Raw genomic sequence first — 14,054 nt, forward strand, 5'->3', positions numbered from 1 at the left:
GAGGACCCGCGCGGGGACGTCACGCGATGGCGAAGGAGAAGTCCTTGTCGCCGTACGGGCCGATCACGGCGAGCGTGAGCGGCCGGGTCAGGACGTCGGCGGACACCTCGGCGATCTCGTCCGGGGTGACCGCGTCGATGCGCGCCAGCACCTCGTCCACCGACAGCAGCTCGTCGTAGACCAGCTCGTTCTTGCCGATCCGCGACATGCGCGAGCCGGTGTCCTCCAGGCCGAGGACCAGCCCGCCGCGCATCTGGCCCTTGCCGCGCATGATCTCGTCGGCGCTCAGCCCCTCGGAGACCACGCGGGCCACCTCGTCCCGGCAGATCTTCAGCACATCGTCGATCTTGGACGGGAGGCAGCCGACGTAGATGCCGAACTGCCCGGTGTCGGCGTAGGCCGAGGTGTAACTGTAGGCGGAGTAGGCCAGGCCGCGCTTCTCCCGGATCTCCTGGAAGAGCCGGGACGACATGCCGCCGCCGAGCGCGGCGTTGAGCACGCCGAGCGCGAAGCGCCGGTCGTCGGTGCGGGCCATGCCGGTGGTGCCGAGCACCAAGTTGGCCTGCTCGGTCGGGCGGTCGAGCACGGTGACCGCGGAGTGGGTCGCCGCGCCCGGGCCGCTCGTGCGCGGCGGATCGCAGTCGAGGGGCCCGCCGAGGGCGCCGGCCCGCTCGTACGCCCGCGCGACCAGCTCCACGACCTCCTCGTGCCGGACGTTGCCGGCGACCGAGACGACCGTGCGGCGCGGCTCGTAGTAGCGGCGGTAGTACTCGGCGATGCCCTCACGGCCGAGCGCGTCGATCGACTCGACCGTGCCGAGGATGGGCCGCCCGATCGGCGAGTCGCCGTACAGGGCCGCCGCGAACTGCTCGTGCACGACGTCGGACGGGTCGTCGTCGTGCATGGCGATCTCCTCCAGGATCACGCCCCGCTCGGACTCCACGTCGTCATCGGTGATCAGCGAGCTGGTCACCACGTCGGCGAGCACGTCGACCGCGACCGCCAGGTCCTCGTCGAGCACCCGCGCGTAGTAGCAGGTGTACTCCTTGGCGGTGAAGGCGTTGATCTCACCGCCGATGCCCTCGATGGAGGCCGAGATCTCCATCGCGTCACGCGTGGGGGTGCCCTTGAACAGCAGGTGTTCGAGGAAGTGGGTGGCCCCCATGTGCTCGGGGGCCTCGTCCCGGGAACCGATGCCGACCCACATGCCGACCGCGACGCTGCGCACGGTCGGCATGGTCTCGGTCACCACGCGCAGTCCGCCGGGGAGCACGGTCCGCCTGACCACCCCGGCCCCTTCGCGGCCGGGGTGCAGCGTGGTGGTGAGGGTCACGAGTTGCGGTCGTCGGCGTCGTTGCGAGGGGCGCGCACCCGCGTGCGGGTGCGGCGGGGCCGCTCCTCACGGGGCTTGTCGTCGGCGGCCGGAGCCTCGTCGGACGGGGCCTGCTCGCCGTGAGCGTGCTGGCCGTCGCCCTTGGCCTCCTTCTCCGCGGCCTCCTTCTCGATGACCTCGACGGGCACCAGGGAGAGCTTGCCGCGCTGGTCGATCTCGGCGATCTCCACCTGGATCTTCTCGCCGACGCTCATGACGTCCTCGACGTTCTCGATGCGCTTGCCGCCGTGCAGCTTGCGGATCTGCGAGACGTGCAGCAGACCGTCCTTGCCCGGCATGAGCGAGACGAACGCGCCGAACGCGGCGATCTTGACGACCGTGCCCAGGTAGCGCTCGCCCACCTCGGGCATGTGCGGGTTGGCGATGGCGTTGATCGCCGAACGGGCCGCCTCGGCGGACGGGCCGTCGGTGGCGCCGATGTAGATCGTGCCGTCGTCCTCGATGGTGATCTCGGCGCCCGTGTCGTCCTGGATCTGGTTGATCATCTTGCCCTTCGGGCCGATGACCTCGCCGATCTTGTCGACCGGGACCTTGATGGTGATGATGCGCGGCGCGGTCGGGTTCATCTCCGCCGGGGAGTCGATCGCCTCCTGCATCACCTCGAGGATCGCCAGGCGCGCGCCCTTGGCCTGCTTCAGCGCGGCGGCCAGCACCGAGGCCGGGATGCCGTCGAGCTTGGTGTCGAGCTGGAGCGCGGTGATGACGTCCTTGGTGCCGGCGACCTTGAAGTCCATGTCGCCCATGGCGTCCTCGGCGCCGAGGATGTCGGTCAGCGTCACGTAGGTGTCGCCCTCGCCGATCAGGCCCATCGCGATGCCCGCGACCATCTCCTTCAGCGGCACACCCGCGTCCAGCAGCGCCATCGTGGAGGCGCAGACCGAGCCCATCGAGGTGGAGCCGTTGGAGCCGAGCGCCTCGGACACCTGCCGGATCGCGTACGGGAACTCCTCGCGCGAGGGCAGGACCGGGATCAGCGCCCGCTCGGCCAGCGCGCCGTGGCCGATCTCGCGCCGCTTGGGCGAGCCCACCCGGCCGGTCTCACCGGTGGAGTAGGGCGGGAAGTTGTAGTTGTGCATGTAGCGCTTGGTCCGCTCGGGGTTGAGCGTGTCGATGACCTGCTCCATGCGCAGCATGTTGAGCGTCGTGATGCCCAGGATCTGGGTCTCGCCGCGCTCGAACAGCGCCGAGCCGTGCACCCGGGGCACCACGTGGACCTCGGCCGACAGGGCGCGGATGTCCTTGGTGCCGCGGCCGTCGATGCGGACGCCCTCGTTGATGACCCGCTCACGCATGAGCTTCTTCATCACCGAGCGGAAGGCGGCGCTGACCTCCTTCTCACGCCCCTCGAACTCGGGCAGCAGCTTCTCGCCGGCCAGCGCCTTGACCTTCTCCAGCTCGGTCTCGCGCTCCTGCTTGCCGGCGATGGTCAGCGCGGCGGCCAGCTCGGTCTTCACCGCGTTCTCGACCGCGGCGTAGACGTCCTCCTGGTACTCGAGGAAGACGGCGTACTCGGCGGTCTCCTTCGCGGCGACCTGCGCGATGCGCGCCTGCGCCTCGCACAGCACCTTGATGAACGGCTTGGCGGCCTCAAGACCCTGCGCGACCGTCTCCTCGGTCGGGGCGACGGCGCCGTCGGCGACCAGCTTCAGCGTGTCCTTGGTGGACTCGGCCTCGACCATCATGATGGCGACGTCGCCGTCGGCCAGCACCCGGCCGGCCACGACCATGTCGAACGTGGCCCGCTCCAGCTCGGTGTGGGTGGGGAAGGCCACCCACTGGCCGTCGATCAGCGCGACGCGCACGCCGCCGATCGGGCCGGAGAACGGCAGGCCGGCCAGCTGCGTGGACAGCGACGCGGCGTTGATGGCGACCACGTCGTACAGGTGGTCGGGGTTGAGCGCCATGACGGTGGCGACGACCTGGACCTCGTTGCGCAGGCCCTTGACGAACGACGGGCGCAGCGGCCGGTCGATCAGGCGGCAGGTGAGGATGGCGTCCTCGGAGGGACGGCCCTCACGCCGGAAGAACGAGCCGGGGATGCGGCCCGCGGCGTACATGCGCTCCTCGACGTCCACGGTGAGCGGGAAGAAGTCGAGGTTCTCCTTGGGCTGCCTGGACGCGGTGGTCGCGGACAACACCATCGTGTCGTTGTCGAGATACGCGACGGCCGAACCCGCCGCCTGACGCGCGAGACGCCCGGTCTCGAACCGGATCGTGCGCGAGCCGAACGTGCCGTTGTCGATGACGGCTTCGGCGGTGTGGACACCCTCCACGGGGGACCTCCTTTTGGTCGGTCACCCGCGCCCTTCTTTTCTCACCGGCACCCTCGTTAGGTGCAGCGCCGGTCTTCGATCGAAGCGCCCGGTCTTGGTTACCGGAAGCCACTACCGAGGACCGGCCCGCAGGCGTCGCGGGTCGCATGGTGCTGAGCGGACGCGGGGGCTGTAGTGTCTCGGATCTTCAGTTGTATGCCAGATGCCCGCCGCGGGAGCGGCGACACACCGGCTTCGCACGGCATATGCGAAGGGAGCGACGCGGACGCCGCTCCCTCCTCATGTTATCGCCGCAGGCCGAGCCGCTCGATGAGCGACCGGTAACGCGCGATGTCGACCTTCTGCAGGTACTTCAGCAGGCGGCGCCGGCGACCGACGAGCAGCAGCAGACCACGACGGCTGTGGTGGTCGTGCTTGTGCGTCTTCAGGTGCTCGGTCAGCTCGCTGATGCGCTTGCTGAGCAGCGCGATCTGCACCTCGGGCGAACCGGTGTCGCCCTCGGCCGTCGCGTACTCGGTGATGATGGTCTTCTTGGCAGCGGTGTCGAGGGACACGGCTCTCCTATCGAATCTACGGGCACGCCTGGCGTACAGGAAAGCGAGCAACCGTGCGTGCCTACAGTCGCCGCAGCGAAGGCCTTCAGGGCAGCGCGCTGCGGCGCCGTCACAGAGCCGACATGCAAGAGTACCACCAAGCGTGGCGTCCTCGCGTGCCCACCGTCACTCCCCGTGCGTGGCCGGGCGGTCAGGAGGTCAGGCGGCGGGTCTCGGCGACGTCGTCGTTGATCTGCTCGACCAGCGCCTCGATCGAGTCGAAGCGGGTGTTGCCGCGCAGCCGGGCCACGAACTCCACCGCGACGTGCACGCCGTACAGCTCCAGGTCGTCGCGGTCGAGCGCGTACGCCTCGACGGTGCGCGGCACGCCCTCGAACGTCGGGTTGGTGCCGACCGAGATGGCGGCGGGCCAGCGCTCGCCCGCGTAGACGACCGGCAGGTTGGCGACGGGCACGCACTCCAGCCACCCCGCGTACACCCCGTCGGCCGGGATGGCGGTGTGCGCCGGGGTTTCGACATTGGCCGTGGGGAAGCCGAGCTGGCGCCCGCGCTGGTAGCCGCGCACCACCACGCCCTCGACCCGGTGCGGGCGGCCCAGCGCCGCGCCGGCGCCCTCGACGTCGCCGGCCGCCAGCCGCTCGCGGATCCCGGCGCTGGAGACCCCGGCGAGCAGCGGAACGGTCTCGACCGTGAAGTCGTGCTTGTCGCCCAGCGCGCGCAGCGCCTCGGTGTCGCCGGCCGCCCGGTGACCGAACGTGAAGTCCTCGCCCACCACGACCGTCGCCGCGCGCAGCCGGTCGGCCAGCACGGACTCGGCGAAGTCGGCGGCGCTCGTGCGCGACAGCTCCAGCGTGAAGTCCAGCACGCACACCTCGTCCACGCCCAGCGCGGTCAGCAGCTCCGCCCGGCGCCGCGGCGTGCTCAGCCGGGGCGTCCGCGAGCCGGGCACGACGACGTCGTCCGGGTGCGGCTCGAACGTGACGGCCACACAGCGGACACCCCGCTCGCGGGCGGCGGCGACGGCGCGCTCGACCACCCGCTGGTGGCCGAGGTGGACCCCGTCGAAGACGCCGATCGCGACCACGGACCTCTCCGAACCCTGCACACCGGCCCCATTCGCTCGTGGCGGATCACTCCTCCCCAAGCCTGCCATGCGGCCCGGCCTCCGCTCCAATCGAGGGGGCGATCGGGAGCCGGTCGAGGGGGGTAGCATCGGTCGCACCATGGCTCGATACGCGTTCCTGATCCTGCCCTCCCACAACCGCGTCTACGGCGAGAGCTCCGTCCGGCTGACCCGGGCCGAGCTGGCCGTCTTCAGCGAACGGGCGATGGAGGGCGCGGTGACCGACATCGGCGAGACGCGCATCGGCGGCCTGCCCTACGTGACGTTCGAGACGCCCCGGCCGCTGGAGGGCGACGACGTCGCCCTGCTGTCCAACCTCTCCTCCGTCTACGCCCTGTTCGCCGTCGAGGGCGAGCTGCTGCGCCCGCTGGACATGCGGCCGCTCGACCGGCTGAGCAGCGACCTCGTCACGATCCTCAAGTACGCGGGCAAGACCAACGAGCACTTCACCAAGCTGCTGCTCAACGTGACCGTGCTGGCCTCCGACTTCCCGCTCGGCGGCAAGCTGGCGGTCTTCGACCCGATGTGCGGGCGCGGCACGACGCTCAACCAGGCGCTCATGTACGGCTACGACGCCTACGGGATCGACGTGGACGGCAAGGACGTCGAGGCGTACACCGGCTTCATCAAGACGTGGCTGCGCAACAAGCGGCTCAAGCACACGGCCGAGACCGTGCCGGTGCGCCGCGAGCGGGCGCTGGTCGGGCGGCGGCTCAACGTCGAGTTCGCGCTGTCGAAGGAGGCGTACAAGGCGGGCGAGACGCAGCGTCTCTCCGTGGTCAACGCCGACACCCTGCGCGGGCGGGAGTTCTTCAAGCCCCGCTCGTTCGACGTGATCGTCACCGACGCCCCGTACGGCGTGCAGCACGGCAGCCACGGCGGCCGGGCCGGCAAGGGGCTGTCGCGCAGCCCGCTGGAGCTGATCGCCAAGGCGGTGCCGGTGTGGGCGGAGCTGCTGCGCCCCGGCGGGGCGCTGGGCGTCTCGTGGAACACCTACGGCGGCGGCCGGGACGAGCTGGCCGCGATCCTCGCCTCGGCGGGGCTGGAGGTGGCCGGCCTGCCCGACTTCGAGCACTGGGTCGACCAGGCCATCGTGCGCGACCTCGTGGTGGCCCGCAAGCCCTGACACGGCCTGCCGAAGCCCCCAGGGGCTTCCCTAGGACGCGAAGACCGCCAGCGGGCGGGCCGTGCGGCCCTGCTCCTCCACCAGCGCCAGCAGCTCGCCGTCCGGGCCGAACACGCCGATCGGCCCCGCGCCGAGCCCGGCCGCGGGCAGCCGCCCGCCGTGCCGCACCAGGGTGGCCTGCTCGGCCGTCACGTCGCGCCGGGGGAAGGCCGCCGCCACCGCCTCGCCGATGGGCAGCACGACGCACTCCTCCGCCAGCTCGTCCAGGGTGCGCGCCATCGACAGGTCGTACGGGCCCACCCGGGTGCGGCGCAGCCGCGTCAGGTGGCCGCCGACGCCCAGCCCGGCCCCCAGGTCACGGGCCAGGGCCCGGATGTAGGTGCCGCTGGAGCAGGTGACGACGGCGTCCACGTCCACCACGTCGTCGTGGACGCGGATGTCGAGCACCTCGAAGCCGTACACGGTGACCGGGCGGGCGGCCAGCTCCACCTCCTCGCCGGCGCGGGCCCGCTTGTAGGCGCGCCGCCCGTCCACCTTGATCGCGCTGACCTGCGGCGGGATCTGCATGATCTCGCCGGTGAGCGCGGCGACGCCCTTGTGGACCTCGGCCGGGGCGACCCCGGCGGCCGAGGCCGTGGCGGTCACCTCGCCCTCGGCGTCGTCGGTGTTGGTCGAGACGCCGAGCCGCATGGTCGCCGTGTAGACCTTCTCGGTCAGCGCCAGATGGCCGAGCAGGCGGGTGGCCTTCTCCACGCCCACCACCAGCACGCCCGTCGCCATGGGGTCGAGCGTGCCCGCGTGGCCGACCCGGCGCGTGCCCGCCAGGCGGCGCATGCGGGCGACGACGTCGTGCGACGTCCAGTCGGCGGGCTTGTCGACGATGATCAGGCCACTGTCGGCCATTCAGACCTTCCTCAGCAGTTCGCGGAACCTCGCCATGGTCTCCTCGACACCGTCGTGCGAGGTGAAGCCGGCGGCGTTGTGGTGGCCGCCGCCGCCCATCGCCGTGCACACCGCCCCGACGTCGACGGCGCCCTTCGAGCGGGTGGACACCTGCCAGGCGCCCTCGTCGTCCTCCTTGCAGACGACCGCGACCTCCGCCTCGTCGGCGCGGCGCACGATGTCGATGACGCCTTCCAGCTCGCTGTACGGCAGGCCGTACGCCGCCCGGTCCACGCGGGTCACGTACGTCCAGACCAGGCCGTCCTCCAGCGTCACCCGGTCGAGGGCGGCGGCGAGCACCTTGAGATAGCCGAACGGTGACCGGTCCCACAGCTCGCGGGCGATCTCGTCGGTACGCAGCCCGGTGGCCACCAGGCGGGCGGCCATCTCGTGGGCGGCCGGCGAGGTCGAGGAGTGGCGGAAGGAGCCGGTGTCGGTCACCAGCCCCGCGTACAGGCAGGTGGCGATGTCACGGTCCAGGGCGCCGCCGAGGCGGTAGATGAGCTGCTCGGCGATCATGGCCGTGGCCGCGGCCCTGGGGGCGATGAGGCCGAGCGTGCCGAACCCCTGGCAGGAGGGGTGGTGGTCGACCACGATGAGCTCGCGGGCGGCGGCGGCGTTCGCGCCGAGCAGGCCGAGCCGGCTCGCCGACGCCGAGTCGAAGGTGATCATCAGCTCGGGGGCGGCCGGGTAGTCCTCGGGCGGGCTCAGCATCTCCTGCCCCGGCAGGAACCCGAGCAGGCGCGGCACCTGGAACGTGCGGTCGCCGAACGAGGCGACGACCCGCTTGCCGAGCGAGCGCAGCACGAAGGCGGTGGCCAGCATCGAGCCGAGCGCGTCGCCGTCGGGCGAGACGTGGCAGGCCAGCGCGACCTCGTCCGCGCGGGCGATCAGCTCGACCGCGCGTCGCCAGGCCGCCTCGGGGATGCCCTCACCCACGGGGTCTCCTGCCGGCGGATGTCCGTCCGGCGAGTCTCCACCACTCGCCGCACCGTCACCCGCCACCGCTCGGCCACCCGCCACGCCGTCATCCTCCACGCCGTCACCCTCCACGACGTCGCCTTCCACGACGTCGCCCGAAGCGGTGCCGGCTGCCGGAGGAGACGACGCGGCGGAAGGCCCTCCGAGGCCGGAAGTCCCTCCCTGATCGGGAGGCTCCGTGCGGACCGGAGCCTCCGCGCGTCCGGAAGGCTCCGTGCGGGTGTGCGCGTCGGGCCTCACGGCGCCGGGTGTCCCGCCTGGTCGTCCTCCTCCTCGTCGGCCTTCTTGTAGGGGTCGGCCTCACCCGCGTAGGAGGCTCCCTCGGCCCTGCGCGCCACCTCGGCGTCCTTCGCCCGGGCCGCGTTGATGAGGGTGTCGAGCTGCCGCGCGCTGTCGGGCAGCGGGTCGTGCTTGAACGTCAGCGTCGGGGTGAAGCGCACGCCCGTCTGCCGGCCGACCTCGGACCGGATGATGCCCTTGGCGCTCTCCAGGGCCGCGGCGCTGTCGGCGCGCTCGGCGTCGGAGCCGAACACCGTGTAGAAGACCGTGGCCTCGCGCAGGTCGGCCGTGATGCGCGTGTCGGTCACGGTGACGAAGCCGAGGCGCGGGTCCTTGATCCGCCGCTCCAGCATCTCGGCGACGATCTGCTGGATGCGGTCGGCGAGCTTGCGCGCTCGCGCTGCGTCCACCATGTTCGCTCCCCCTCACACACGACGTCCGTCGTGCAGTCGTTCAGTCTTCGTCGTTGTAGAGCCGCTGCCTGGCCGACAACAGCTCGATCTCAGGCCGGAACGCCACCAGCCGCTCGCAGGCGTCCATCACCTCTTTGCAGTTGCCCGCCGAGGCGGAGACCACCGCGATGCCGACCTCCGCCCGCCGGTGCAGGTCGAGATGGCCGGTCTCGGCTACGGCCACGGCGGGGAAGCGTCGTTGCACCTCGGCGACCAGGGGACGCACGACGGAGCGCTTCTGCTTCAGCGAGTGGACGTCGCCGAGCAGGATGTCCAGGGTAAGAGCACCCACATACATCGTTGGCCACCGCTTGTGCTGGTGAGTGAGGCGCACGCCGGGCCTGCTGCGGTGGGGACCAGGCCCGGGCGTGCGAGAGGCGCCCGGCGGATGGTCCGCCGAGCGCCCGGCCGCGTGCTTACGCGCGCGGCTTCTCCCGCATCTCGAACGTCTCGATGACGTCGTCGATCCTGATGTCGTTGTAGCCGACACCGATACCGCACTCGAAGCCCTCGCGGACCTCGGTCGCGTCGTCCTTGAAGCGACGCAGCGACGAGACGGTGAGGTTGTCCGCCACGACGACGCCGTCGCGGATGATCCTGGCCTTGCTGTTGCGGACGATCACACCCGAGCGGACCAGCGAACCGGCGACGTTGCCGATCCTCGGCACCTTGAAGACCTCGCGGACCTCCGCCGTGCCCATCTGGACCTCTTCGAACTCGGGCTTGAGCATGCCCTTGAGCGCCGCCTCGATCTCCTCGATCGCCTGGTAGATGACCGAGTAGTAGCGGATGTCGACGCCCTCGCGCTCGGCCAGGTCACGGGCCCGGGGCTCGGGCCGGACGTTGAAGCCGATGATGACCGCGTTGTCGTCGGCGACGGCCAGGTTGACGTCGTACTCGGTGATCGCACCGACGGCGCGGTGCAGGACACGGAGCCTGACCTCGTCGCCGACGTCGATCTTGAGCAGGGCGTCCTCCAGGGCCTCCACCGAACCGGAGACGTCACCCTTGATGATGAGCTTGAGCTCGTCGACGCGGCCCTTCTCGAGGTCGCTGAACAGCTCCTCGAGGGTGCGGCGACGGCTCGACTTCGCCATGTCGGCGCTGCGCTTGCGCGCCGCGCGCTGCTGGGCGATCTGCCGGGCCATCCGGTCGTCGGTGACGACGATGAAGTTGTCACCGGCGCTCGGCACGGCCGTCAGACCCATCACCAGGACCGGACGCGACGGCGTGGCCTCCTCGACCGCGTCGCCGTTGTCGTCGAGCATCGCCCGGACGCGGCCGAAGGCCTCGCCACAGACGATCGAGTCGCCGACGCGCAGCGTGCCGCGCTGGACCAGGACGGTCGCGACAGGGCCGCGGCCCTTGTCGAGGTGCGCCTCGATCGCGATGCCCTGGGCGTCCATCGTCGGGTTGGCCCGCAGGTCGAGCTCGGCGTCCGCGGTCAGCAGGATCGCCTCGAGGAGGTTGTCGATGCCCGTGCCGTTCTTCGCCGAGATGTCGACGAACAGCGTCGAGCCGCCGTACTCCTCGGCCACCAGGCCGTACTCGGTGAGCTGGGCCCTGACCTTGTTGGGGTCGGCGCCCTCCTTGTCGACCTTGTTGACCGCGACCACGATCGGCACGTCGGCCGCCTGGGCGTGGTTGAGCGCCTCGATCGTCTGCGGCTTCACGCCGTCGTCGGCCGCGACCACCAGCACCGCGATGTCCGTGGACTTCGCGCCTCGGGCACGCATGGCGGTGAACGCCTCGTGACCCGGGGTGTCGATGAAGGTGACCTTGCGCTCTTCGCCCTCGTGCTCGGTGGCGACCTGGTAGGCGCCGATGTGCTGGGTGATGCCACCCGCCTCGCGCGCCACCACGTTGGTCTTGCGGATGGCGTCGAGCAGCTTCGTCTTACCGTGGTCGACGTGACCCATGACGGTCACGACCGGCGGACGCGCGGCCAGGTCGGCCTCGTCGCCCTCGTCCTCGCCGAACTCGATGTCGAAGGCCTCGAGAAGCTCGCGGTCCTCCTCCTCCGGGCTGACGACCTGGATGTTGTAGTCCAGCTCGGTGCCGAGGATCTGCAGCGTGTCCTCGCTGACCGACTGGGTCGCCGTCACCATCTCGCCGAGGTGCAGCATGATCTGCACCAGCGAGGCGGGGTTGGCGCCGATGCGGTCGGCGAAGTCGGCCAGCGAAGCGCCGCGGGGCAGCCGGATGGTCGCGCCGTTGCCGCGCGCGACCTGCACGCCGCCGATCGACGGCGCCGACATGTTGTCGAACTCCTGGCGCCTCTGACGCTTGGACTTGCGGCCACGCGCCGGACGGCCACCGGGACGACCGAAGGCACCGGCCGTGCCGCCACCGCGACCGCGGCCACCGCCACCGGGACGACCGGCGAAACCGCCGCCGCCACCGCCGGGACCGCCCGTGGTCGTGCCGGGACGGCCACCGCCGCCACCGGGACGGCCGGCGAAACCGCCGCCGCCACCAGGACGACCGCCACCGCCACCGGGACGGCCGCCGCCGCCGCCACCCGGACGGCCACCGGGGCCGCCGCCGGGGCGACCGGCGCCGCCGCCACCGGGACCGGCGGGCCGGCCCTGCGGCATCATCATCGGGTTGGGACGCGGACCGCCGGGACGCGGACCACCGGCACCGGGGCCCGGACGCGGACCGGCGGCGCCGGGCGGACCCGGACGCGGGCCCGGAGTCGGCCTGCCCTCGCCACGGCCCTGCGGCGGACGCGGCATCGCGCCGTCACGCGGCGGACCGTCACGACGCTCACGCTGACCGGGGCCGCCGCCGTCACGCGGGCCGCCCGGACGCGGCGGACGGGCCTGGCCCATGCCGCTGGCGTTGGACGAGAACGGGTTGTTGCCCGGACGGGGACCACGCGGGCCCGGCTTGGGACCGGGACCGGGACGCGGACCGCCACCAGAGGAGCCGGCCGGAGCGCCGGGACGCGGGGCGCCGGGGCGCGGGGCGCCGGGAGCACCGCCGCCGGAGGCGCCGGGACGCGGCGCGGGACCCGGCTTCGGGCCGGGACGGGCCGCGGGGCCCGGACGCGGGCCCGGGGTCGGGCTCGTGCCCGCCTCGAAGTGCGCCTGCGGGGCACCGGACGTCTCGCCGCGCGCCGCCTCGGGCTGCTGCGGCTGCTGCTGGTGAGGCATGGGAACCGGCGGGCGAGGCGTGCCGCCCGCGGGGCCCGGACGCGGACCCGGCCTGGGGCCAGGACCCGGACGCGGGGCCGTGGGGGCCGGCGCCTCGGCGGCGCCGTTGCCGGCCTGGCTCTCGGCCGGCCGGGGAGCAGCCCTGGGAGGCTGCGGCTTGGACGACGAACCGCCGCCCCTGGAGGACCCACCCTTGGATGCGCCCAAAGCTTCGGTGAGCCGCCGGACCACCGGCGCCTCGATGGTGGAGGACGCCGAACGGACGAACTCCCCCATCTCCTGGAGCTTGGCCATGACGACCTTGCTCTCGACTCCGAACTCCTTAGCGAGCTCGTATACCCGGACCTTCGCCACTGCACTCCCTTACTCGGCCCGGGAGGCTGGCTGTGCCGTCCGGACCGTCGCTACCTTGACGTCTTCATCGCCGCGTGCTCATCAGGCGCTCATAGCAATCTGACTCCGCCCCATCAACTCGGCGTCCTACATGACATGTCGTGGTCCTCCCTGTCCAGGTGCGCTCGCACGCGCGAGACGTCAAGCGGCCCCGGCACGCGAAACGCGCGCGGAAACGCTCGGCGACGCTCGGCGAGCTCGAGACAACTCATGGCCGGGTGCAGTGAAGCCCCCCGGCCAGGAAGCCGTCCTCGCAGGTCGGGGACCACATGATCCTCGACCCGCACCAAGCGGAGCAGCTCGGACTTGGCCGTGCGAACCCTGCAACCCACACAGGTGCGCTGCGGACCCGCCTGGCCACCATATTCCAGCTTACCGTGTCGACGCATCTACGGAACCGGCGGCATCCTCGGCCTGGGTGTCAGGACGGATGTCAATCCGCCATCCCGTGAGCCTCGCGGCAAGCCGGGCGTTCTGCCCTTCCTTGCCGATCGCCAGCGAAAGCTGGTAGTCAGGCACGGTCACCCGGGCCACCCGCCCGTCGAGATCGAGGACCTCGACGTGAGAAACACGCGCGGGCGACAGGGCATTCCCGACGAACTCCCCGGGATCTTCCGACCAGTCGATGATGTCGATCTTCTCGCCGTGCAGCTCGGTCATCACGTTGCGCACCCGCGACCCCATGGGGCCGATGCAGGCGCCCTTGGCGTTGACGCCGGGCTTGCGCGACCTGACGGCGATCTTGGTGCGGTGCCCGGCCTCGCGGGCGACCGCGGCGATCTCCACGGTGCCGTCGGCGATCTCCGGCACCTCCAGCGCGAACAACTTCTTCACCAGGCCCGGATGCGTGCGCGACAGCGTGACCGAGGGGCCCTTGTGGCCCTTCTTCACCTGCACCACGTAGGCGCGGATGCGCTCGCCGTGCACGTAGTCCTCGCCGGGCACCTGCTCGTTGTGCGGCAGCACGGCCTCGATCTTGCCGAGGTCGACCAGCACCACGCGCGGGTCCTTGCCCTGCTGGATCACACCCGAGACCAGCTCGCCCTCGCGGCTGGCGAACTCGCCGAAGTTGATCTCGTCCTCGGCGTCGCGCAGCTGCTGCAGGATGACCTGCTTGGCGGTCGTCGCCGCGATCCGGCTGAAGTTGCCCGGAGTGTCGTCGAACTCCCGGACGACCTCGCCGTCCTCGTCCAGCTCGGCCGCCCAGATCGTGACGTGCCCGCTCGTGCGGTCGAGCTCGGCGCGCGCCTTGGGCGCCGCGCCCTCCGTGCGGAAGTAGGCGATCAGCAGCGCGTCCTCGATGGCCTTGACGACCAGGTCGAAGGAGATGTCCTTCTCCCTCTCCAGGCTGCGCAGGACGCTCATGTCGATGTCCACGAG

At 71.6% G+C, this 14,054-nt stretch carries 12 protein-coding genes; 1 reads left to right on the forward strand and 11 read right to left on the reverse strand.

Going from position 1 to position 14,054, the window contains the following annotated elements:
* Positions 1 to 19: 19 nt before the first annotated feature.
* The 4 genes from HD595_RS05385 to HD595_RS05400 form a co-directional block, all read right to left on the reverse strand.
* Positions 20 to 1,333: a M16 family metallopeptidase gene (locus tag HD595_RS05385; RefSeq protein ID WP_253766170.1), complete on the reverse strand. Its 1,314-nt coding sequence runs from the start codon at positions 1,331 to 1,333 to the stop codon at positions 20 to 22.
* On the reverse strand, positions 1,330 to 3,666 hold the full coding sequence (locus HD595_RS05390) for a polyribonucleotide nucleotidyltransferase (protein WP_253766172.1): 2,337 nt from the start codon (positions 3,664 to 3,666) through the stop codon (positions 1,330 to 1,332). The genes HD595_RS05385 and HD595_RS05390 overlap by 4 nt, the downstream gene beginning before the upstream one ends.
* 284 nt (positions 3,667 to 3,950) lie before the next feature.
* Positions 3,951 to 4,220, reverse strand: coding sequence for a 30S ribosomal protein S15 (gene rpsO / locus HD595_RS05395; protein WP_175594314.1), 270 nt, complete (start codon positions 4,218 to 4,220; stop codon positions 3,951 to 3,953).
* A 190-nt stretch (positions 4,221 to 4,410) separates the two neighbouring features.
* Positions 4,411 to 5,304 carry a bifunctional riboflavin kinase/FAD synthetase gene (locus HD595_RS05400; RefSeq protein WP_420540688.1) on the reverse strand — a complete coding sequence of 298 codons (894 nt, stop codon included), beginning with the start codon at positions 5,302 to 5,304 and terminating at the stop codon, positions 4,411 to 4,413.
* A gap of 139 nt (positions 5,305 to 5,443) precedes the next feature.
* Here HD595_RS05400 and HD595_RS05405 point away from each other — a divergent pair, with 139 nt between their 5' ends.
* The gene (locus tag HD595_RS05405; protein ID WP_253766177.1) at positions 5,444 to 6,469 is read left to right on the forward strand and encodes a TRM11 family SAM-dependent methyltransferase; all 1,026 of its coding nucleotides are present in this window, start codon (positions 5,444 to 5,446) and stop codon (positions 6,467 to 6,469) included.
* A gap of 30 nt (positions 6,470 to 6,499) precedes the next feature.
* On the opposite strand, the gene truB is transcribed toward HD595_RS05405, so the two are convergent.
* The 7 genes from truB to nusA all read right to left on the reverse strand — a co-directional run bounded on the left by truB (position 6,500) and on the right by nusA (position 14,051).
* The gene (gene truB / locus HD595_RS05410) at positions 6,500 to 7,372 is read right to left on the reverse strand and encodes a tRNA pseudouridine(55) synthase TruB (protein WP_253766179.1); all 873 of its coding nucleotides are present in this window, start codon (positions 7,370 to 7,372) and stop codon (positions 6,500 to 6,502) included.
* A complete protein-coding gene (locus HD595_RS05415) occupies positions 7,373 to 8,350 on the reverse strand; it encodes a DHH family phosphoesterase (protein WP_253766181.1) in 978 nt (325 codons plus the stop codon).
* A gap of 278 nt (positions 8,351 to 8,628) precedes the next feature.
* Entirely contained in the window at positions 8,629 to 9,084 is a 456-nt protein-coding gene (gene rbfA, locus HD595_RS05420) for a 30S ribosome-binding factor RbfA (protein ID WP_253766183.1), read from the reverse strand.
* A 40-nt stretch (positions 9,085 to 9,124) separates the two neighbouring features.
* Positions 9,125 to 9,421, reverse strand: a complete 297-nt coding sequence (locus HD595_RS05425) for a DUF503 domain-containing protein (RefSeq protein WP_175594401.1) — start codon at positions 9,419 to 9,421, stop codon at positions 9,125 to 9,127.
* 118 nt (positions 9,422 to 9,539) lie between these two features.
* Positions 9,540 to 12,635, reverse strand: coding sequence for a translation initiation factor IF-2 (gene infB, locus HD595_RS05430; protein WP_253766185.1), 3,096 nt, complete (start codon positions 12,633 to 12,635; stop codon positions 9,540 to 9,542).
* Positions 12,636 to 12,748: 113 nt separating this feature from the next.
* Complete coding sequence (locus HD595_RS05435) at positions 12,749 to 13,063, reverse strand: YlxR family protein (protein WP_175599882.1); 315 nt, start codon at positions 13,061 to 13,063, stop codon at positions 12,749 to 12,751.
* Positions 13,047 to 14,051 carry a transcription termination factor NusA gene (gene nusA, locus HD595_RS05440; protein WP_253766187.1) on the reverse strand — a complete coding sequence of 335 codons (1,005 nt, stop codon included), beginning with the start codon at positions 14,049 to 14,051 and terminating at the stop codon, positions 13,047 to 13,049. The genes HD595_RS05435 and nusA overlap by 17 nt, the downstream gene beginning before the upstream one ends.
* Between the last annotated feature and the right edge of the window lie 3 nt (positions 14,052 to 14,054).

The sequence above is a fragment of the Nonomuraea roseoviolacea subsp. carminata genome, from assembly GCF_024172185.1.
GTDB classification, from domain to species: Bacteria; Actinomycetota; Actinomycetes; order Streptosporangiales; family Streptosporangiaceae; genus Nonomuraea; species Nonomuraea roseoviolacea.

Excerpts from the sequence above, each read along its gene's own strand:
- HD595_RS05405 (WP_253766177.1), top strand. The coding sequence starts at position 5,444 with ATGGCTCGATACGCGTTCCTGATCCTGCCCTCCCACAACCGCGTCTAC.
- truB (WP_253766179.1), bottom strand. The coding sequence starts at position 7,372 with ATGGCCGACAGTGGCCTGATCATCGTCGACAAGCCCGCCGACTGGACG.
- rbfA (WP_253766183.1), bottom strand. The coding sequence starts at position 9,084 with ATGGTGGACGCAGCGCGAGCGCGCAAGCTCGCCGACCGCATCCAGCAG.
- HD595_RS05425 (WP_175594401.1), bottom strand. The coding sequence starts at position 9,421 with ATGTATGTGGGTGCTCTTACCCTGGACATCCTGCTCGGCGACGTCCAC.
- HD595_RS05435 (WP_175599882.1), bottom strand. The coding sequence starts at position 13,063 with ATGCGTCGACACGGTAAGCTGGAATATGGTGGCCAGGCGGGTCCGCAG.